Annotated in this window: 13 protein-coding genes; 3 read left to right on the forward strand and 10 right to left on the reverse strand. The window is 64.1% G+C overall.

What is annotated here, in order from left to right:
- Positions 1–50 precede the first annotated feature (50 nt).
- The 6 genes from AAIL66_RS03285 to AAIL66_RS03310 all read right to left on the reverse strand — a co-directional run bounded on the left by AAIL66_RS03285 (position 51) and on the right by AAIL66_RS03310 (position 9,972).
- Positions 51–2,072, reverse strand: a complete 2,022-nt coding sequence (locus AAIL66_RS03285) for a ligand-gated channel protein (protein WP_034354947.1) — start codon at positions 2,070–2,072, stop codon at positions 51–53.
- Positions 2,073–2,421: 349 nt separating this feature from the next.
- A complete protein-coding gene (locus AAIL66_RS03290; RefSeq protein WP_343496001.1) occupies positions 2,422–3,747 on the reverse strand; it encodes a DUF445 domain-containing protein in 1,326 nt (441 codons plus the stop codon).
- 67 nt (positions 3,748–3,814) lie between these two features.
- Complete coding sequence (locus AAIL66_RS03295) at positions 3,815–4,945, reverse strand: HlyD family efflux transporter periplasmic adaptor subunit (RefSeq protein WP_034377321.1); 1,131 nt, start codon at positions 4,943–4,945, stop codon at positions 3,815–3,817.
- A complete protein-coding gene (locus AAIL66_RS03300; RefSeq protein ID WP_343496002.1) occupies positions 4,942–7,218 on the reverse strand; it encodes a TolC family protein in 2,277 nt (758 codons plus the stop codon). Before AAIL66_RS03300 ends, AAIL66_RS03295 begins: the two co-directional genes overlap by 4 nt.
- A gap of 10 nt (positions 7,219–7,228) precedes the next feature.
- The gene (locus AAIL66_RS03305) at positions 7,229–8,557 is read right to left on the reverse strand and encodes a glycosyltransferase (protein WP_034377322.1); all 1,329 of its coding nucleotides are present in this window, start codon (positions 8,555–8,557) and stop codon (positions 7,229–7,231) included.
- Between the two features lie 2 nt (positions 8,558–8,559).
- Positions 8,560–9,972, reverse strand: a complete 1,413-nt coding sequence (locus AAIL66_RS03310; protein ID WP_034354963.1) for a hypothetical protein — start codon at positions 9,970–9,972, stop codon at positions 8,560–8,562.
- A 519-nt stretch (positions 9,973–10,491) separates the two neighbouring features.
- Between AAIL66_RS03310 and AAIL66_RS03315 the strand changes: the two genes are divergently transcribed.
- Together AAIL66_RS03315 and AAIL66_RS03320 are read left to right on the forward strand one after the other, a co-directional pair.
- On the forward strand, positions 10,492–10,737 hold the full coding sequence (locus AAIL66_RS03315) for a DUF3297 family protein (RefSeq protein ID WP_034354964.1): 246 nt from the start codon (positions 10,492–10,494) through the stop codon (positions 10,735–10,737).
- A gap of 11 nt (positions 10,738–10,748) precedes the next feature.
- Positions 10,749–11,453, forward strand: a complete 705-nt coding sequence (locus AAIL66_RS03320; protein WP_034395800.1) for a hypothetical protein — start codon at positions 10,749–10,751, stop codon at positions 11,451–11,453.
- A gap of 82 nt (positions 11,454–11,535) precedes the next feature.
- Here AAIL66_RS03320 and hmpA read toward each other — a convergent pair whose 3' ends face one another.
- A complete protein-coding gene (gene hmpA, locus AAIL66_RS03325) occupies positions 11,536–12,714 on the reverse strand; it encodes an NO-inducible flavohemoprotein (RefSeq protein ID WP_343496003.1) in 1,179 nt (392 codons plus the stop codon).
- Positions 12,715–12,873: 159 nt separating this feature from the next.
- Between hmpA and norR the strand changes: the two genes are divergently transcribed.
- Positions 12,874–14,460, forward strand: coding sequence for a nitric oxide reductase transcriptional regulator NorR (gene norR, locus AAIL66_RS03330; RefSeq protein ID WP_343496004.1), 1,587 nt, complete (start codon positions 12,874–12,876; stop codon positions 14,458–14,460).
- Here the strand turns inward: norR and AAIL66_RS03335 are convergent, their stop codons facing one another.
- From AAIL66_RS03335 to AAIL66_RS03345, 3 genes are all read right to left on the reverse strand, one after another.
- Positions 14,461–14,871 (reverse strand): FKBP-type peptidyl-prolyl cis-trans isomerase, encoded by a 411-nt coding sequence (locus AAIL66_RS03335; RefSeq protein WP_034354972.1) that lies wholly within the window; start codon positions 14,869–14,871, stop codon positions 14,461–14,463.
- 89 nt (positions 14,872–14,960) lie between these two features.
- Positions 14,961–16,103, reverse strand: coding sequence for an aminotransferase class V-fold PLP-dependent enzyme (locus AAIL66_RS03340; protein ID WP_343496005.1), 1,143 nt, complete (start codon positions 16,101–16,103; stop codon positions 14,961–14,963).
- A gap of 211 nt (positions 16,104–16,314) precedes the next feature.
- Positions 16,315–19,611 carry a carboxyl transferase domain-containing protein gene (locus AAIL66_RS03345; protein ID WP_343496006.1) on the reverse strand — a complete coding sequence of 1,099 codons (3,297 nt, stop codon included), beginning with the start codon at positions 19,609–19,611 and terminating at the stop codon, positions 16,315–16,317.
- Positions 19,612–19,662: the final 51 nt, after the last annotated feature.

The following is a 19,662-nucleotide window of genomic DNA, read 5'->3' on the forward strand; positions in this document are numbered from 1 at the left end:
AAGTCGGCAGCCCTTGCCGGGCATTGCGGCAACGGCTGCGATGGCGAGGATCAGAACTTGACGTTCATGCCCAGCCAGTAGCGGCGGCCGTCGAGCACGGTGTCGTAATTGACGCCGTCATAGATGACCTGCTTGTCCAGCAGGTTGTAGATGCCCGCGTACAGCGTGACGGTCTTGTTGAGCTTGTAGGAGCCGCCCAGATCCAGCATGGTGTAGCTCTTCTGGGTGAAGCTGCCCGAGGACGCTCCGCCCGTGGGTGCGCTTTCCTTGCCGCGATAGGACGCCTTGAGCCAGCTGTTGAGCTGGGCCGTGGGGCTCCAGTCCAGCGAGACATTGAACAGATGGCGCGGCAGCTGGTTCAGCGGCTGGCCGGCAAACTCACCGCTCTTTTGCTCGGACTTGGTGAAGGTGTAGTTGGTCTTCAGGCGCAGCGTCTTGCTCAACTGGGTGCCCAGCGAAGCCTCCAGGCCACGCGTGATGGCGTTATCCACATTGATGTTCGTGGTGGGCACGCGGCCCGAGCTGTTGAGCGGGCCGCAGCTGGGGCAGGCCACGCGGGTGATCTTGTCCTCGAACTCGTTGTCGAACACCGTCAGCCCTGCCGTGGTGCCGGCGCCGCTGTCGTAGAGCACGCCGATTTCCTTGGTCAGCGAGGTTTCGGGCTTCAGATCGGGGTTGCCGTAGATATTGCCGCCACGGCTGCTCTGGCCCCAGTCACCCACGGTCTGGCGCAGCGACGGCGCACGAAAGCCCGTGGAGACGCCGCCCTTGACCGTCCACTGCGGGGCCAGATTCCACACGCCATACAGGCGCGGGCTGACCTGGCCGCCGGCCTGGCTGTCATGGTCGTAGCGCAGGCCACCGGTCAGTGCAAAGTCCTTGTGCAGACGCCATTCGTCCTCGGCAAACACGGCCCACTGGCTGCGGTTGATGCTGGTGCGGCTGGCATTGGGCAAGGTGTTGGTGGTGGTGTCGTTCAGGTCCTGCTCGTTGTAGCTCACGCCCGTGGTCAGCAGATGGCTGGCCCCCAGCGGCGCCACCCAGCTGCTGTTGAACACCGTGTTCTTGATGGTCATGTCGCGCGACAGATTGCGCGTCTTCTCCTGCTGCAGATATGTGTCCGAAGATGCCCAGCCCCAGCGTCCCTTGTGCTGCAGCGAGAAGTTGTCGCGCTCGAACTTGCGGTCGCTGAGTGCAGCCGTGGCCGCCAGCGTCTTGCCCGGCGTCGAGGTGTAGTGCTGCTTGCCCGTGCCCAGCTCGGCAATGATGTCGTGGTCCTTGTTGGGCGTCAGCGCCAGCTTGACGTTGAGCGCGCGGTTGTCGTAGTCGTTGTAGCCGTTGAGAATGTTGTCCTCGCCGCGCTTGTTGTAGTTGCCGTAGATGCTCAGGCCCAGCAGATCGGTCTGTATGGGGCCGGACAGATAGAAATTGCTCTGGTAGATATTGCCCGAGGAAGAGCGCTCCTGCAGCGTGGCTTCGGTGCGGATGGAGCCCATCCACTCCTTGGCCACCTTGCGCGTGATGATGTTGATCACGCCCCCCATGGCGTCAGAGCCGTAGAGCGAGGACATGGGACCGCGCACCACTTCGATGCGCTCTATCGCCTCCAGCGGCGGCACCCAGCTCTGGTCGGTACCCGTGGAGCCGTTGGCCTGAGTTTCGCGGGTATTGGTGCGCTTGCCGTCCACCAGGATCAGGGTGTAGTTCACGCCCATGCCGCGCAGGCTGATGTCGTTGGAATTGTTGTCCGAAGGCACCAGATTCACGCCTGGCACGTCGCGCAGCGCATCATGCAGATTGTTGTAGCTGCCTTTTTCCAGCTCTTCGCGTGTGATGACGGAAATCGATGCCGGCGCATCCTTGATCTCCTGCTCGAAGCCCGAGGCCGTGACCACCACGGTCTCCAGAGATTTCTCCTGTGCCGCCGTCAGCCCGTGGGTCAGCAGGCCTGCTGCAGCCAGCGCCATGCCCAGCACAGGACGCAGCGACCGGCGGGTGGTGAACAGAGGACGGAAAGACGAAGACGCGCAGGCCATGGCCAGGCCTGCAGCAGCGGCTGCATGAATTTGCATGATGAGTTTGGAAGAAGATGCACATCGACCAGACACGGCTGCGCCTCATGGCCAAAGCCACGAACAGCAGGTGCAGGTCAGCGAAGCATTCGCGCTGTTGGAGTGATGAAGAAGGCAATCACGATCTGCGCAGAGATCGTCCTGGCTAAACCATGCAGCTGGGCATGGCGGCATGCAGTCATTCAATGTGCATGCCTGGCTGAGTCAAAGATTACCGCAAGGTCTTCTTGTTGCGAATAATTCTCATTGTAACCACAACCAACAGGTCTTCCAAAGAATTTTTACTGTTAAGTACTTTGACAAGAACGCTAACCAGCGCCAACTGGCACCGGCTGCGGCTCATAGAGCTTTATCCCAGCCAGGCCAGCAGGCTGCGCCACAGGGCCGCGGCATGCGAGATGAGAAACAGCAGCAAACCGATGGCACCGCCCACCAGCGTGCCGTTGATGCGTATGTACTGAAGATCCTTGCCGATATGCGCCTCGATCAGCGTGGCCAGTTGCTCGGCATCCCAGCGCTGCACCGTGTCGGCAATATGTCTGGCGATGAACTGCGAGACATCGGGAGCCAGCGTGGTCGCCCAGCGCTTGAGGCGCTCGTTCATGGAGTTGCGCAGCGCCTCATCATGCGCCAGTGCCTGGCCCAGCCAGCGCCCCATCACGGCTGCACGCCGCGCCATGGCCGAGTTTTCGTCGGCCAGATCGCGCTCCAGCTTGGTGCGCCAGCCTGCCCATAGCTCGCGCAGATAGACGGCCAGCTTCTCGTCATGCAGCAGATAGTTGCGCAGTTTTTCTACCCTCTCGGCGTAGACCGGGTCGTTCTGCAGACCGTCGATCAGGCGCTGTATGGAGCTGTCGAAGGCCTCGCGCAGACGGTGGCCGGGGTTCTGGGCCACGTCCTGCAGCAGGCTGTCCAGAGCGCTGGCAATCAGACTGGCACCCTTGTCGCTGAGCCAGTCCGTAGGCAGCATTTTTTCCTTGATCGGGTGCTCGCGCTTGAGCCAGACCACGATGGTCTGCGCGATCAGCACATGGGTCTGCTCCTGGCGCAGCACGCGGCTGATGCGCGCCAGCACATCGTCGAGCACCTCCTGATGGCGCCCGCCCGCCGTCAGCCCCGACAGCAGCGATGCCGCCGCGCGCGACAGATCCACATGCTGCATCACGGCCTTGAGCGACTGGGTCAGAAATTTCTCTACCTGCTTGTCCTGCACCATCTCCAGCGCGGCCAGCGCCAGCCGCGCCACCTGCCTGCCCAGCAGCTGGCTGTTGGCGGGAACCGTCAGCCAGTCCGCCAGCGCCTGGGCGGGGTTGTTGCGCTCGATCAGAGCCACCAGCGAAGGCGCGTCGAGAAACTTGTCGCGCACGAAAGTGGCCAGGTTGCGGCCTATGCGATCCTTGTTGCGCGAGATGATGGCCGTGTGCCGCCCCACCAGCGGCAGCGGAATATGACGAAACAGGGCCGTCACGGCAAACCAGTCGGCCAGCGCCCCGACCATCGCCGCCTCGCAAATGCCGCGCAGACAGACCAGCCATAGAGGCACGGCCTGCCCCTCTATGGCCCAGCGCGAGCCGGCCAGCGCAGTGGCAATGAAACCTGCGGCCACCAGCAGCAGCAGAACCAGCGGCATGCGCTTGGCCTGCTGCAGCGAGCGACGTTGTTCAGACGTGAGCATGCGCTAGAGCATACGGCCTCTCGGCCCGCTCGTCTGCAGCCCAGGGCTGCCGCCAGCATCGGACGGGTCAGCCGACCTTGACGTTTGCCGTGAAATCAGCAAGCCGAGGGTCCTGGCTCCAGGGCCACCAGCTTCTCTCAAAGCGCACATCAATGGGCAGGCGGTTGACGCGGTGCTCGGCAGGCAGGGCCTGCAGCGGACGCAGCTTGACCACCACCGCGGCGCTTTGCGACTCCATCGGGCCCACGCGCTCGGCCGGGACACGCTGGGTTTCCGAGAAGACCTCATCGACCTCGGCCGGCACCTTCTGCCCGTCCAGGAAGACCAGCGTGGCCTTCTGGCCCTTGCGCGCGTACCTCAGGTGCTGGGGCGTCAGATAGGCCTGGACCCAGGGCGCCTTGCGCGTCTGCAGCACCATCAGCTCGTCTCCGGCCACCACCCATTCGCCGGCCTTGACGAAGCTGCGCACCACCTGCGAGGGCACGGGCGCCATCAGATCCGCAACCGGCGTGATGTTGCCGGCCTGTGCCAGACCGACAGCCTGACGCGTGGCCGCAGCATCCTTGGCCGCCTGCAGATACAGGGCGCTCTGCTGCTGGCTGGCGACCAGGATTTCGCGCTGGGCGCGGCCAACCTCGGCCTGTGCCTGCAGCATCTGCAGGCGTGCTGCGTCCACTTCCTGGCGCGTGGCCGCGCCCTGGCGGAACAGCTCATCAATCTGCCGCACGCGATCCTGCATCAGAGACATGCGGCCCTGCACGGCCTGCAGACTGGACTGCAAGGCCTTTTGCTGGCCCTGCAGATCCTGGCGCTGCATCGCATAGGTATGGTCCGCGGAACTGGCCACCACGTCGGCAGCCTGCACCGTACCGGCCGCTGGCGTGGGCACCTGCTTTTGCACCACACGCAGCACGCGCTCGCCCTGCTCAGTGGCCTGCCCCTCCGGGGCGACTTGCTCCACCTGGCCCGTGATCGGTGCACGCACCACGACCTGGTCGATGACCACCATGCCGGGCGAAGCCCGCAGCACCGTACTGCTCACGGTTTTGTAGACAAAGTACAAGGGTATCAGCAGCACAATGCCCAGCACCAGATACCAGCGCCAGCGCGGCACCTTGCGCTTGACGTTGTCGTACTTGACGGGAATGCCATTGCTGACTTCCGCCGAAGCCGGCGGAGCATTGAATTGGATCTTCACGGTTGAGCCTCCATATAGTCTTCCCAGGACTGCACGACGACGCCTTTGAAACCGGGCACCGTCCGCAGCGCTTGTGCCACGCCCTGCCAATGAACCAGTGCCTGGCGCCTGCCTATACGAAACAAGCTCTCTTCCGAGGGCAATTCCTTTTCAATGCTTTGCGCCACGGCCAGGTCCAGCCCCTGAGGCATGGGCGGCAGCTGCTTGATCGCGTTCACCGTGCTCTGCGCATTGGCGCTGTAGATCATGGGCACGACTTCCTTGACACCGGCCTTCTGCAGGGCCTGTAGAAAGCCGGGTTCGCGCAGTTCGCGGTGGTGGGTCGTCAGCGAGACCGGCAGGCGGCTTTGGGCCACCGCCTCCTGCAGGCTGTCGAGCACATTGCGGCCCCAGTCCTTTTGCTGTACATCGGGCAATTGGCTGCGCTCCAGATCCAGGTGGACCATGCCGAACGGCATGGATTGCACCTTCTGCAGCAGCGCCAGCATGTTGCCGCGCCCCTTGGGCAGCACCCAGGTCGGCTCGCCCAGCAGCAGCTCCAGCCGGATGCCGCGCTGGCGCGCACGCTGCGCCAGCTGCTCCAGTCCCTGGCGAGCCTGCTCGTCGGCCGCCAGGCGCTGCAACTGCTCTTCGGTGAACGACACCAGAAGGCGCTGCGTGCCTTGCGGCAGCTGGTCGATGCGGGCCGGCTGCTGCACCCATTGCCAGCCTTTCCATGCATACCAGCCGGTTCCCGCAGGTGCGGCTGCTGCAGCGGCTGCAGCGGGTTTGGCAACGCCCGCTTCCTCGCTGAGCCTGGTCTGCTGCGCCACTGCTACCAGTCCGTCAGCACCCACTGCGGAAGCTGCGGCACCAGTACGCTGCAGCACCGCAGCCTGCAGCGGGTCGTCGCTACGCACCTGCAAGCTGCAACCACGCGTGTAATACAGCATGTCCATGGCCGCCAGATCCTCTTCTTCGGCGGCGCTGATATAGCGCACCGCCGCCTCGTAGCGGCCGTTGTCTGCCTTGATGGTCTGCACCATGCCGTCACCGCCGAGGCTGGGCGCGCGCAGCTGCGCCACACGCAGCCCTTCGGTGGCCGCTGCATAGCGCTGGGCCCTGCTCTTGAGTTCGCTCTGGCTCAACCTGTACTGCTCCAGCACGGTCTGCTGCTCCAGCTGCAGCTTGCCCTGGGTCTGCGCGTATTGCTCGGCCGCCTCGTCATACTGGCCCTGCAGTTTGGCCGCCATCGCATCCTTCTGACTGCGCCATTGCAGGGGGATGGACACATCCACCGCCACGGCCGTCGCATGGCCGGGGCTGCCGCCGAAATCCTTGCTCAGGCTCTGGCTCAGTTGCACGCCGCCCGTCACTCCGCCATAGCGCGTGTGCCGGGCCTGCTCCCGCAATCCTTCCATCGCATAGCGTGCAGATTCCAGCGCGGGATGCGTGTTGAGCGCATCCTGCAGCATGGCCGGATTCATGCAGGTCTGCGGCAGGGCCAGAGCCGGCACCGACTGGGCGCGCAGACGGCGGCCGGTCAAAAAGCCCATTTGCTGCAAGGCTGCGCGCTGCACTTCCTTCTCCTTGGCCACGCGGTTCTGCGCGGTTTCGTAGTAGCCCTGCAGGTCCAGCCCTTCAGAGCGCAGCATGTGGCCGCCAGCCACGCGCTCCTGCAGCCTGCCCTCGATCTGGGAGCGCGTGGACAGATAGGCCCGTGCTACCTGCTCGCGCTGCTGGCTGCGCAGATAGCGCACATACAGCCGTCCCAGCTCCGTCACGGCCTGGGCCTGCAGAAGCTGGGTCTGCGCGGTACTGCTCAGTTGCTCGGTCCTGGCCTCCTGCACATTGCGCCGGCGTGCTTCCTCGGCGCCCAGAAAACTCCAGCGCAGACCAGCCTGCCCCGACAGGCGGCTGTAGTTGCGGTTCAGGGTATCCGTCACCGGCTCCTTGGCGCGTGCCAGGCCGGCAGCCGCGATAAGCCGTGCACCGTTGTCCGACTCGACCAGCTTGAGGTTGCTGCCGGCCACATGCTCCTTGAGGCGCGCCAGCCGCACGGCTGGCCCCTGCTCCGCGCTCCAGGCCTGCAGGTCGGCCCAGCTCCAGGGCTGGCCCGTGTCGGCGGAAGCGACAGGAGCACGCGCCTCAGACGCTGCGGATACGGCAGTGGCAGTCTGCGCGCTCGCGCTTGTTCCCAGCATGGAAGCCAGCAGGCTGACGCCTATCAGGCCGCTCAGGGCACGGACGCGGTGCGGCCCACCCGGCAGGTAGTGAAGGGAAAATGGTTTCATGCGTGGGTTTTTAGAATTTGTTCTTGCGCAGCACCCAATTGGGCGCCATGGACGAGTCCAGGTGCGAATGGGTCAGCGCTTCCACCAGGATGGCGTAGCCGCTGTGCACCCGGGTCACGAAGGCAAAGAGAGGAAACAGCGGCAGGTACGGCAGATAGGACAGGTCCAACCGGATACGCTCCGACACCGTGGCCAGATAGACCAGGTAGTAGGCCAATAGCAACAGCAGATAGCCCAGGTAGACGAAAGCCAGCGTGCCCAGCACGATGCCCAGCGGCTGGATGAACAGCAGCATTGCCAGCGATCCCACGATCAGATAGGGCAGCACCAGTTGCATGAGCAGGCCGTTGATAAGGGTGAAAAGGAAGTTCGGCCACCCCAGCAACGAAGGCCGCAGGTTGAAACGGTACTTGCGCACGAACAGGTAGTACATGTCCCCGTCCCAGCGCAAGCGCTGCTTGAAGAACACGCGCCAGGATTCCGGTGCGTCGGTATGCCCCATGGCATGCGGCTCGAACTTGATGCGCATGCCGCTGTAGCGGCCGAAGTACTGCTTGATGCGCAGCGTCATGTCCAGGTCCTCCGCCGTCCCCGCGTCCCAACCGCCAAGGTGCCGGACCAGCGAAGTCCGGAACACTCCAAAGGCACCCGAGATGTTGTTGACGATGTTGAACTCGGACAGGCCCGTTTTGCCACCGCTGATGGAGAGCATGTATTCCAGCCCCTGCATCTTGGTCACCAGGTTTCTGCCCTGGTTGCGCACACGTAGATTGCCCGCAACCCCCGCCACCAGTGGATCGTCGAAGTGGCGTGTGGCGTTCTCCACCATGTCGTTGTCGAACGAGGTATCGCCGTCCAGTGCCATCACCACGTCGCCCGTGGCCAGCGTCAGCCCCGCATTCAGCGAAGACACCCGGCCGCCGCGCTGCCACTTGGGCAGCACGGTGACTTCGCGCCGCCCCTCGGTACCTTCCCAGCGTTTGGCCTCGGACAGTGCCGCATGCAGCGTGTCGCTGTTCTTGATAGCTCCGTCGATGATCGGAATGATCTGGATGCGCCCCGCATAGCGCTGATTCACCAAGGAGCTGATGGTCTTGCGCACATCATCGCCTTCGGAATAACAGGTGATCAGGCAGGACACGGACGGGTATTGCAGGCGCCGGACCGGAACACGCCAATGGCGCAACCCGTAGCGCAGCATCCCGCCGACGACCAGCACATAGAACGGCAGCTCCAGCAGGACGATGAACGGGAACAGGTTGAATGCCTGATCCCATGCGCCCCGCGTGCTGAAGCTGTGCGCCAGCAGCAAGAAAGATTCCACAAACTGCTGCCACATGGTCAGGCCTCTTGCAGCGTGTCGGCCTGCATCTTCCGCATCAGATTGCTCGCGGACGGTGCTTCGCTGCCGTCGTTCATGGCCTTGACTTCCATGCTACGCAGGTGCACCGACAGGGCCAGGCGCTTGGCTTCACCCTCTTCCTCGGCCAGCTTTTCCATGGTTTTCTCGATGCGGCTTTGCAGGCCCTGCGGCATCGTGTATGGCAGGATCACCCACAGGCTGTGCTCATCCACGCGGGTAATCAGGTCGGACTCGCGCAGCTGGGCATTCAGGCGCACGGCGAGTTCGTCCAGCAGCTCGGTGATCTGCCAGGGGCTGAGTTGCTGCGCCGGTAGCCCCTTATGCTCGAGCTCCATGCGCATCAGGTGGAAGCTGAACTGCGGGTTGCGCGCCTGGATGTCGCTGGCCCAGCCCAACATGCGCTTGAACCCCTGCGGGTCCACATAGTTGCGCGCCTTCAGCGGCGGGTAGGCCTCGCCCACTCCGCCATTGCGCACAGCCTGACGCCCACTGGCGCTCAGCATTAGCGTGGCGACTTCACGCACCTCCAGCTCGTCGGGCGTGCTCGTGCGCGCACAGTCCAGGCAGCGCGCCTGGACCATGGAATCGACCGATGAGCGCTGGCAGCTGCGGCAGTGGTACTGGGCCAGCGGCTTGTCGTAGTCCACGCCGATGTGACGCAAATGCACATGGCATTTGGGGCAGTCCAGCGCACCGCCTTCAACGAACTGCGATTCGGCGCCGACATGGCCGCAGGCAAAGCAGTGCAGCATTGACTCGCGTCGGATGTCCAGGCTCTGGCAATGCGGGCATACGTCCACGAAATGGATGTGCGCCGAGCCGCAACCCGAGCACAGCCGGGTGCGGTCCACCAGCCCCTCGGAGCGCAGCAGCCCGCGGCGGCGCAGCTCCTCCAGCGCCTGGGACACGCTCTCCTGTGCGCAGGCCAGTTGCTCCGCGACCGGATAGCGGTAGAGCTGGTCGCTGTCGCGGTCGAGCAGCGGCCGAAAGCCCGTCTGCGGCCCGCGTTCGTAGAGGAAGTACAGCAGACGCTCCTCCAGCCCCAGCACATCGCCAGGATCGGGAAGCATCTGGCGGCGCAAGGCCATGCCCTCGGTGATTTCGTGTGCCCGCTCCACGCTGCACAGCGCATCCACGTACGGCTGCGCGTCGCGCAGCGCCGGTTCCGCAAAGACCGGCAGGCTCCACCAGTCGCTCTGGCGGGTGCGATTGAGCCATTTGCGCCAGACCTGGTGCGGCACGGCACGCAGATAAATGCCCTGCGGCTGTACACCGGAGTGCATCAGCGCATCCAGATCCTGATAGGAGACCGATCGCTCTGACTCAGGGACGGCTGTGGTGAGTGGCCCCAGAAAAACCAAGCCTGCCTTGGTGCGGATGGCTGTATCCATCAGACTCTCCTTTGTTGCGCGCGCCGGGCTGCACAAGCTCGGGGCGCTGTTTCGGAGAGCTCATTTTTCGGTTTGGAAGTGAAGCTTCGACTACCGTTTTCATAGCTTTTAAACTTTGAAAACCAAGTTGCCTTTGGCAAACAAACAGGCTGTACAGCCGTTACGCTACATCCACATACAGAGTTGGACATTCACGCTGTTCCTGCCTTATCAACTCGGGTTTTCATCAGCCCGAACTTCCCTTGGGCCTCTCGGGGTGACAACGCAAACCGACACAAAAAGTCACCATCGACACACATGAGCAGCGACTCAGCGGAAACTGCATGCAGACATGTAAAACCGAACCGGCCATCTGGCGCACGCACAGGTAACATTTGCGGCAGTCAATAACCCCAGGAATTGCCAAAAGTAGTCCAACAGCTTGTTTTCACGAAGGAAGAAAAGCAGGGACTCATGGCATGAGCTCACCTGACTAGCCAGCAAAGCAGAGGACAATAGGCGTTTTTGGATCCGCACGATATGACCGACATACAACGTCCCGAACTACCCGACCACCTGTCCATCGACCCTCGCAGCCCTCACCATGTGGCCGCCGTGTTCGAGCACGACATCGGCATCCGCTTCAACGGCAAGGACCGCTTTGACGTCGAGGAATACTGCGTGAGCGAGGGCTGGGTCAAGGTGCCCGCCGGCAAGACCCTGGACCGCAAGGGCAAGCCACTGCTTATCAAGATCAAGGGTACGGTCGAGGCGTATTACCGCTAAACCCAGTCCCCGTGGCCGCACAACGCCTGAACAAGCGCCAGCTCAAGCGTGAGCTGAATGCCGTGCGGCCATACTCTCGCAGCCAGATCGCCGATGGACAAAGGCAAGAGGCCGGGCTGCGACACAGAATCACGGAGGGCGAGCTGGGATGGTTGATGCCCGGGCTTCCGCTGCCTTGGCAAACCTGGGTGCAGCAGGTGCTGCGACCCGAAGCCATCGCTGTACAGCCCGCGCTTTGCAGCAGCTTCGTTTTAGGGATGGACATCCCGCTGCTGCAACGCTTTGCCGCAGAAGTGCCAGAGTCCAACAGACTCTATGTACACAGCCTGAGCGATGCTCAAGCGCTGGTCTTCGGCGATGCAGGGCACTGCGTCAAGGCCACCTTGCAGCAGGGGCAAATCAGCGACTGGCAAACCAGTCCCGCGGAAGCCTCCGAGTCTGAAACACGATTGCGCGCAGCAGACGCCACGGCTTTGCATGCTGCATGGCAGTGCTTTGCTCAAGAGATGGATTGCCCCGCCAACCTGAGCCAGTTCCGCGCACAAGTGTTTGATGCTGGTCTGCAGAGCCAGCGTCTGGTCTGCATTTCACCCATCACGCTGGATTGGATGGATCACTACGCCAACATCCACACCGACTGCCGCTGGTTCAATGGTGTCAGCCGCATCCTGGATGGCAGGGAAATCATTCACACCATAGTGCATGGAAGAGACTGAAGACTTGAGTTCAAGCCTTTTCAGCCTCTACCCCTTTCACACCAAGCGCATAAAGCTATTTATTCAATAGCATTCAGCTCGCTCAAGCCAGCGCTTCCGCAGGACCGAAGAACTCATAGTGCACCTGGGCCTCGGGCACGCCCAACTCGCGCAGCGACTGCTTGACGCTGCGCATGAAGCCGCGCGGGCCCAGGAAGTAGACATCGGCATCGCGTGACTCAGGCAGCCACTGGGCCAGTCGGTCGGTGCTCAGCAGGCCCTGGGCATCGACCTCGTCGCCCGCGTCCGCCTGGTCGTAACAATAGCGGCGTGTGAGCTGCTCGTGGCTGTTAGCCAGCGCATCGATCTTCTCGCGGAAGGCATGCACGCCGCGATCACGCGCGCAGTGGATGAAGGTGATCTCGCGCCCCGTGGGCAGCGCGGCCTGCAGCATGGGCAGCGTGGGCGTGATGCCCACACCGCCGCTGATCAGCACCAGGGGCTTGGCATTGGCCTGCAAGGTGAAATGGCCGGCAGGCGGGAACAGCTCCAGCGTATCGCCCACGTGCAGCTGGTCGTGCAAATGGTTGGAGACCTTGCCGCCGGCCTCGCGCTTGACGCTGATGCGATAGCTCTTGCCGTTGGCAGGCGCCGACAGCGAGTAGTTGCGGCGCTGCTCCAGGCCGTCGACTACCACGCGCAGGCCGATGTACTGGCCTGGCTGATGGGCAATCACCGCGCCGCCGTCCACGGGTTCCAGATAGAAGGACGTGATCTCGGCGCTTTCGGCCTCTTTGCGCACCAGCTTGAAGGCACGCACACCACGCCAGCCGCCTTCGGCTGCCGCAGTCTGCTCGTACACCGCGCGCTCCGCACCGATCAGGATATCGGCCAGCTGCTGATAGGCGGCGGCCCAGGCGGCGATCACCTCATCCGTGGCGATCTCTGCCCCCAGCACCTCGCGAATGGCGCGCAGCAGGCAGGCACCGACGATGGGGTAATGCTCGGCCTGTACCTGCAGCGCCACATGCTTGTTGATGATTTGCGCAGGCAGATTGCCCAGGTTTTCCAGTCGGTCGATGTTCTTGGCATACATCAGCACGCTATGTGCCAATGCTCGCGGCTGAGCACCGCTTTGCTGATGCGCCTGGTTGAACAGCGGGCGCACCTCGGGATACTCACCCAGCATGGTCTGGTAGAAATGCGTGATCAGGGCCTCGCCGCCGGTTTCCAGCAGCGGTACGGTGGCCTTGACGATCTCGCGTTGACGTTCGGTAAGCATGCAAATCTCCTGGTTGCTGCCTTGCCAGCTGCAAGGCTTGAGCGGATAAATGCAAACGGCGTGCCAGCAACAAGACCATTGCAGAACAATGGCTTGCAAAAACATGCGTCAATATGACATCCATCAATTGCTGTCTCATTGACACCATCCGATGTCGTTATGACAACATCTCACATTCTCAACGCCGTCAGCCCGCTGATCGCCGATCTGGCCCAGGACCTGTCCGAGCGCGAACGTCTGCGCCGTCTGCTGGCCGCACTGCGCAATCTGTTGCCCGCCGATGCCGTAGCCCTGCTGAAGCTCGAAGGCGAATGGCTGCGCCCCATGGCAATCGACGGCCTGATGCCGGACACGCTGGGCCGGCGCTTTCGCCTGGGCGAGCATCCGCGCTTTGCCCAGTTGCTGGCGGCCGGCCAGGCCATGCGCTTTGAACCCGACAGTCCCCTGCCCGATCCCTATGACGGGCTGGTGGCGCACAAAGGCCAGGCCATCAGCGAGCTGCATGTGCATGACTGCATGGGCTGCGTGCTGCAGCTGGGCGGCCTGCCCTGGGGACTGCTGACGCTGGACGCACTGGAGCCGGGCCGGTTCGCCGACCCCGCGGCGCTGGCCATGCTGCAGGCCTTCAGCAATCTGGCCGCAGCCACCGTGGCCACGGCCGAGCGCGTGCACCAGCTTTCCCAGCTCGCGCGCGGCGCCACCGGCTCTGCCAGTCCCGTCGCGCCACAGGAGCGCGGACTGCAGGGCGCAAGCCCCGTCATGCGCCAGCTTCAGAAAGACATTGCCCTGGTCGCAGTCAGCGATCTTTGCGTGCTCGTCACCGGCGAAACCGGCACCGGCAAGGAGCTGGTGGCCCAGGCCGTGCATGCGCAGTCGGGCCGTGCCGACAAGCCCATGATCAGCATCAACTGCGCGGCCCTGCCCGACAACCTGGTCGAGAGCGAGCTGTTCGGCCATGTGCGCGGGGCCTTCACGGGTGCACTGAGCGAGCGCAGCGGCAAGTTCGAGCAGGCGCATCAGGGCACGCTGTTCCTGGACGAGGTCGGCGAACTGTCGCTGCCCGTGCAGGCCAAGCTGCTGCGCGTGCTGCAAAGCGGCCAGCTGCAGCGCCTGGGCTCGGACCGGGAGCACCATGTGGATGTGCGCGTGATCGCCGCCACCAACCGTGACCTGGCTGCGGAAGTCCACGCCGGGCGCATGCGCGCGGACTTCTATCACCGCCTCAATGTCTATCCGCTCGCCGTGCCGCCGCTGCGAGAGCGCGACAGCGACGTGCTGCAGTTGGCGGGCTATTTCCTCGAGGAGAACCGCTCCAGGCTCAGGCTGGGCGGCCTGCGCCTGGATGCGGCCGCACAGGCAGCCTTGCTCAATCGCAGCTGGCCCGGCAACGTGCGCGAGCTCGAGCACTGCATCAGCCGCGCCGTGCTCAGGGCCCTGAGCCGCAATGACGGCAGCGCCAGCCGCGCGGGAACCAGGCTGCGCATCGTGACCCTGGGACTTGCCGATCTCTGGGAGCGGACCGAGGCGCCTGCCGCCGCACAGGCCACAGCCCCCATGGACCCGGCCACCGCAGCGGCTGCGCCCGAGGCCGGTCTGCGCGCCGCCGTCAGCGCCTATGAACGCCAGCTGGTCAGCTCCAGCCTGGCCCGTCACCGGGGCAGCTGGGCCGCCGCAGCGCGCGAGTTGCAGCTCGATCGAGCCAATCTGCAGCGCCTGGCCAAGCGGCTTGAGATCGACAGGCCTTGATCAGCGGCCCTGGATGCCCAGCAGCTCCACATCGAAGTTCAGCGTGGCATTGGGGGGAACGGCACGGCCTGCACCACGGCTGCCATAGGCTATGCCGGGAGGGCATGTCAGCTTGGCCTTGCCGCCCACTTTCATCTTCTGCACGCCCTCGGTCCAGCAGGGAATCACGCCAGTGAGCGGGAACTCGATGGGCTGCTTGCGTGCATAGGAGCTGTCGAACTCCTTGCCGGTATCGGGAAAGTAGCCGCGGTAGTGCACCTTGACGGTGTCCGTCGCCTTGGGACTGGGCCCGCTGCCTTCGACCTGGCTTTCATAGATCAGCCCGCTGGCGGTAGTGACTGGCGCAGCATGAACCACTGCGCCAGCGCCCAGAGCAAATACAAACCCGATCACGGAGACTGCTTTTTTCATATCGGATGCGCTGAATAAACAAAACCCGACTTTATTACGAAGTCGGGTCGAAAAAATGTCATGGCAGCAATGCCGCCGGCCGCATCTTCTCAGGTCCGGGCAATGCCGATATCGTCCAGTGCCTTGGACAGATGCGCCACGGAGCGATCCGAGTCATGCCATTTGTCCAGGCCGAACAGGCCGATGCGGAAGGTTTTGAAGTCCGGGCCTTCATCGCATTGCAGCGGAACGCCCGAGGCGGTCTGCAAGCCCACCTTGAGGAAGGCACGGCCGCTCTGGATTTCCGCGTCAGTGGTGTAGCTCACGACCACGCCAGGCGCCTTGTAGCCCTCGGCCGCGACGCTGGGGAAGCCGCGCGACTGCAGCAGCTCGCGCACCTTGCGACCCAGTTCCATCTGTTCTTCGCGCACCTTGGAAAAGCCGTATTTGCGCGTCTCCAGCATCACGTCGCGCAAGCGCAGCAGCGCGTCCGTGGGCATGGTGGTGTGATAGGCGTGCTGGCCTTTTTCGTAGCCCTCGGCAATCTGCATCCACTTCTTCAGGTCGCAGGAGAAGCTGGAGCTCTGCGTGTGCTCTATGGCCTCGCGGGCGCGCGCCGAGAGCATGACCATGGCGCAGCAAGGCGAGCTGCTCCAGCCCTTTTGCGGCGCCGAGATCAGCACGTCCACGCCGGTTTTTTCCATATCGACCCACATGGCGCCGGATGCCACGCAATCCAGCACGAACAGCGCGCCAACCTCGTGCGCGGCATCGGCGACGGTACGCAGGTATTCATCGGGCAGCATGATGCCGCTGGCCGTCTCCACATGCGGGGCAAACACCACTTTGGGACGCTCCACGCGAATGGTCTCGGCCACATCGGCGGCCGGGCATGGCGCCCAGGGGTCCTGGCTGCCCTCGCCCTGCTTGCGCGCCTTGCAGACCACGGAGCCGCCGCCCAGGCCCGCATCGGCATCGAAGATCTGCGTCCAGCGATAGCTGAACCAGCCATTGCGCACGATCAGCACCCGCTCGCGATTGGCGAACTGGCGCGCCACGGCTTCCATGCCAAAAGTGCCGCTGCCGGGAATCAGCACGGCCGTGTTGGCGTGATAGACGTCCTTGAGCATGCCCAGGATGTCCTGCATCACACCCACGAACTTCTTGGACATGTGGTTGAGCGCTCTATCGGTGTAGACCACCGAGAATTCGAGCAGGCCATCGGGATCGATATCGGGCAAAAGTCCGGGCATGGGATATCTCCAATCGCAAATACTGGGCAGTCAAAAACACCCCGGAGCAGACGTTGGGCCGCCGGGGCGCTGGTGCAAGACATTCAGCTTAGCATGAGCCGGAATATGGTTTTGCGTATGCAGTTCATATCAAAAACATGAGCTGCAAGCGCTTTGCACATCGGAGATTTCAACCGATTAAACGCTGAAATCTCGATGCCCCCATCAGCGTTTACCATGTGTCCACAAAGCGGCCGCCTTCCTCGCGCAGTCGCGCACCGGCCAGGCCGCGCACCAGCCAGGCGCGGGTCTCCGCAGGGTCGATGACGGCATCGACTTCCAGCGTGGCCGCCATGTGCATGGCCTCGCCATGTGCGTATTGCTGGGCCAGCAGCTTCTGGAACAACGCCTCGCGCTGCGCGCCCTCGGGCAGGGCTTCGAGCTCCTTGCGAAAGCCCAGCCGCACAGCCCCTTCCAGGCCCATGGCGCCGAACTCGCCCGTGGGCCAGGCCACATTGAAGATGGGCGCATGAAAGCTGCCCGCCGTCATGCCCATGGCGCCCAGGCCATAGCCCTTGCGCAGCACCACGCTGAAGTATGGGACGCGCAGCTTGGCCGCCATGACGAACAGCCGGCTGACATGGCGCACCTGGGCGGTTTTCTCGATCTCCGGCCCGACCATGAAGCCGGGCGTATCGACCAGGCTGACGATGGCGATGCCGTGGGCATTGCACAACTGCATGAAACGCGCCGCCTTGTCGGCCGCATCGGCATCGATGGCGCCGCCCAGATGGCCCGGGTTGTTGGCTATCAGTCCCACGGGCCGCCCCTCGATGCGCGCCAGCGCCGTGTGGATGCCGGCGCCGAAGCCGGTTCTCAGCATCAGCAGGCTGCCCTCGTCCACCAACCCGGCCATGGCTGCGCGCGTATCGTAGGCACGCAGGCGGTTCTCGGGCACGACCTGGCGCAGCAGACGCTGATCGGGCTCGGACCATTGCTCGACCCGCCCCTGGAAGAAGGACAGATAGTGCCTGGCCGCGGCCACGGCCTGGGCCTCGTCGTCGACCAGGATATCGATCACGCCATTCGCATGCTGCACGCTGGCGGGGCCGACTTCCTCCGGACGGAAGACACCCAGGCCGCCGCCCTCGATCATGGCCGGTCCGCCCATGCCGATATTGCTGCTGCGCGTGGCGATGATCACATCGCTGCAACCCAGCAGCGCCGCATTGCCCGCAAAGCAGCGGCCATGGGTGATACCCACCACGGGCACCTGACCCGAGAGCGCCGCATAGGCCGCGAAGGTATGCACATGCAGGCCCGCGACCACGGGTGTGTCGGTATCGCCGGGCCTGCCCCCGCCGCCTTCGGCAAACAGCACCACGGGCAGTTTCTGCTGCAGCGCGATGCCCAGCATGCGGTCGGTCTTGGCGTGATTGCGCGCCCCCTGGGTGCCCGCCAGCACCGTGGCGTCATAGGACATGACCACGGCGCGCGACCGCTCCGCGCCGAACTGCGCGGCATTGATGGAGCCCATGCCCGTGACCATGCCGTCGGCCGGCGTGTTAGCTACCAGATCGTCGAGGCTGCGCCTGCGTGTCTGCGCGGCAATCGCCAGCGCGCCGTACTCGATGAAGCTGCCTTCATCGCAGAGATCGGCAATGTTCTCGCGCGCGCTGCGGCTGCCCTGGGCATGGCGCCTGGCCATGGCCTCGGGCCGCGCTGCATCGAGCGTGAAGCCATGGCGATCCCTGACGCGCTGCAGATCGGCCCGGATGTGGCCCGGGTCCTGCCGCCGCGGCACCACCTCGGCATGCGCTGCATCGCCCTGAACGGGCGCGAGCACCAGCAGGGCCTGGTCCTGCGCCACATAGCTGCCGGCCTCCGCCAGCAACGCCTGGACCCGGCCCGCAGCCTGCGCGAACAACACATGCTGCATCTTCATGGCTTCGAGAATGCCCAGCTCGGCGCCCTTGGCCACCGTCTCACCCACCGCAACAGACCACTGCACGACCCTGGCCGGCATGGGAGCCAGCACTGCATTTTCAGGAGCTTTCTGCTCTTGCAATACATTGCTTTCAGACTTAAAAGCATCTGAATTCATTGAATGACTTGCGCTTGAAGCTATCTTTTCTGCAGCTTCTACCAGCTGCGGCAGGACCTCTTCGAGCCAGCGCGTGTGCACGGTCTGCTCCAGCATCTCGGGCCGCTGGGCCAGGGCCTTCAGCAGCGGCAGATCGGTGGCCAGGCCCACGATGCGGCAGTCGGCCAGCGCGCGCCGGGAGCGGCGCAGCACATCCTCAAAACGCGGCGCGTTGCTGTGCACGACGAGCTTGGCCAGCAAGGTGTCGTAATGCGGCGACGGGCTGGCACCCTGCTGCGCATGGCTGTCCAGGCGTATGCCGGGGCCTTGCGGCCAGTGCAGCTCGGCAATGCGGCCGCTGCCGGGGCGGGAGTTGCCCTGGGCATCGAGGGTTTCGGCATTGATGCGCCACTGCATGGCATAGCCGCGCGGCCGGGGCGGTGCATTCACATTCAGGCCCAGGTCGGCAAAATGCTCGCCCGCCGCAATGCGGATCTGGGCCTGCACCAGATCGACGCCAAAGACTTCTTCGGTAATCGTGTGCTCCACCTGCAGGCGCGGGTTGGCCTCGATGAACACATAGGGCAGGGACTCGGAATGCAGATCGACCAGGAACTCGAATGTGCCCAGGCTTTCGTAGCGCAGCCTGGCTGCCATGCGCAGCGCATCCTCGGTGATGCGCTCGCGCAGCGGCTGCGTCAGGCTCGGGCTGGGCGCAATCTCCACCAGCTTCTGAAAGCGCCGCTGCAGCGTGCATTCGCGCTCGCCCAGCGCCATCGGCCATTCGCTGCCGTCACCCAGCAGCTGGATCTCGATATGGCGCGCGCCGCTCATCAGCCGCTCGACATAGACGCCGTCCACGCCAAAGGCTGCCTGGGCCTCGCTGCGGCAGCGCTGGTAGGCGGCCGCCACCTCGCCAGCCTCGGTGACCGCACGCATGCCGCGCCCGCCGCCGCCGCCAATGGCCTTGATCATGATGCCGCTGGCCCCATCGGCCTGCTGCCGCGCAAAGAACTGCTGTGCCTGCTCCAGCGTCACGGCCTCGGTGCTGCCGGGCATCAGGGGCACGCCGCATTGCTGCGCCAGCGCGCGGGCCCTGGCCTTGTCGCCAAGCAGCGCCAGTTGCTCGGGCGTCGGGCCGATGAAGCGCAGCCCCGCTGCCGCACAGGCGCGCGCAAAGTCCGCGTTTTCGCTGAGAAAGCCATAGCCCGGGTGCAGCGCATCGCAACCGTGCTGCTGCGCGATCCGAAGCAGCTGCGCGCCATCGAGATAGGCAGCCGGGCCGCTGGCGCCCAGTGCCAGCGCCTCGTCTGCGGCCTGCACATGTGGGGCCTCCGCATCGTCGGCGGCGTACACCGCCAGGCTGGCAATGCCCAGCTCCTGCAGCGCACGGATGATGCGCAGCGCGATTTCACCGCGGTTGGCGATCAGGACTTTCTTGAACATAGGACTCTCGTTTTAATAGCTTTTAGCGCTCACCAATCAATGATCACAATC

The organism is Comamonas sp. F1-6 (genome assembly GCF_039581415.1).
GTDB classification, from domain to species: Bacteria; Pseudomonadota; Gammaproteobacteria; order Burkholderiales; family Burkholderiaceae_C; genus Comamonas; species Comamonas thiooxydans.